This is a genomic window from Bacillus sp. HNG (assembly GCF_003400205.1).
Taxonomy (GTDB): Bacteria; Bacillota; Bacilli; order Bacillales; family Bacillaceae_L; genus Ferdinandcohnia.
Genome location: NZ_QUQV01000059.1, coordinates 1 through 610 on the forward strand (window position 1 = coordinate 1; position 610 = coordinate 610).

Genomic DNA, 610 nt, shown 5'->3' on the forward strand with positions numbered 1-610 from the left:
CCGTAAGGAGCCAGCCGCCTAAGGTGGGACAGATGATTGGGGTGAAGTCGTAACAAGGTAGCCGTATCGGAAGGTGCGGCTGGATCACCTCCTTTCTAAGGAAACTGAAGTTCTACGAACTTCATAATAAGACGCTTTGTATTATGTTTAGTTTTGAGAGAACTGATTGTTCTCGAAACGAATATTTGAATGGGCCTATAGCTCAGCTGGTTAGAGCGCACGCCTGATAAGCGTGAGGTCGATGGTTCGAGTCCATTTAGGCCCACCATTCAATTAAATATTTTACGGGGCCTTAGCTCAGCTGGGAGAGCGCCTGCTTTGCACGCAGGAGGTCAGCGGTTCGATCCCGCTAGGCTCCACCAAACTTTACTGACAAAATCATCATTGATTGAAATCAGTTTTTTCGTTCCTTGAAAACTAGATAACGTAACAAAACATTCATTGAAGTAAAGTTCTTTAAAACTTAAAGGTGAATGAGAAGCAAGAAGGTCGAGGAACCGATTGAGGAATCACCGGAGCGTACTTTAACGTACGTGAGGATGATGACGAATGAGGTGACAAAGAGATTCGAAGCTTATCAAAGCCGAATAGGTTAAGTTATGAAGGGCGC

Annotated in this window: 1 protein-coding gene, 2 tRNA genes and 1 rRNA gene; all 4 read left to right on the forward strand. The window is 44.8% G+C overall.

Annotated elements, in window-relative coordinates:
• Window positions 1–95: ribosomal RNA gene (locus DZB84_RS24670) — 16S ribosomal RNA — on the forward strand; the annotation flags it as partial.
• A gap of 96 nt (window positions 96–191) precedes the next feature.
• A tRNA-Ile gene (locus tag DZB84_RS24675) sits at window positions 192–268 on the forward strand.
• Window positions 269–286: 18 nt separating this feature from the next.
• Window positions 287–362 (forward strand) — tRNA-Ala (locus tag DZB84_RS24680).
• Window positions 363–473: 111 nt separating this feature from the next.
• Window positions 474–596 (forward strand): hypothetical protein, encoded by a 123-nt coding sequence (locus DZB84_RS25525; protein ID WP_262984002.1) that lies wholly within the window; start codon window positions 474–476, stop codon window positions 594–596.
• Window positions 597–610: the final 14 nt, after the last annotated feature.

Bases quoted from the DNA above. Each gene is read 5' to 3' on its own strand.
- DZB84_RS25525 (WP_262984002.1), top strand. From the start codon at position 474: ATGAGAAGCAAGAAGGTCGAGGAACCGATTGAGGAATCACCGGAGCGT.